The sequence below is a fragment of the Fusicatenibacter saccharivorans genome, from assembly GCF_027667425.1.
GTDB lineage: Bacteria > Bacillota > Clostridia > Lachnospirales > Lachnospiraceae > Fusicatenibacter > Fusicatenibacter saccharivorans.
In genome coordinates, this window is record NZ_JAQEGR010000024.1 from 1 (window position 1) to 620 (window position 620).

Annotated in this window: 1 protein-coding gene; it reads left to right on the forward strand. The window is 51.1% G+C overall.

The window, feature by feature from the left end; all coding sequences use genetic code 11:
• Window positions 1-620, forward strand: a 620-nt coding sequence (locus tag PGS38_RS16240; protein WP_270476432.1) for a recombinase family protein, incomplete at both ends; no start/stop codon positions are given.

Consider the following 620-nt stretch of genomic DNA (forward strand, 5'->3'; position numbering starts at 1 on the left):
TGGGAAAAGAAAGACCCGGAAAACGGGCGGTATATGTGGGACTTTTCCGTTATCAAAGACCTTTTGATGAATCCCGTTTACACTGGGGCGATTGCTTCCCAGAAAAAGGACTACCGTTTCAAAATCGGCACGATTGGGGAAAAGAAGCCGGAGGACTGGATTGTAGTGGAAGGACAGCATGAACCGCTGATTGACCGCATGAGCTTTGACATTGTGCAGAACAAGCTGAAATCCCGCCAGCGTCCGGGGCAGACCAATGAAATCAGCCTGTTTGCCGGACTGATAAAATGCGGCGAGTGTGGGAAGTCTCTGACGGTACGCTACACAAACGCAAAACATCCCCAGCAGATTTACTCCTGCAAGACCTACAATGCCTTTGGAAAGAACCACTGCACCCAGCACCGGATTGATTATGACACCCTTTACAGTCATGTGCTGCGGAAAATCCGGGAATGTGCCAGAGCTGCCCTGATGGACGGGAAAGCGGTTGCTGACCGCCTGACCAATACCTGTGAAGCCGAGCAGCGGGAACAGCGGGAAGCAATGGAACGCTCCCTTACAAGGGACGAGGAACGGATTGAGGTTCTGGACAAAATGGTAATGCGGCTTTATGAAGATAT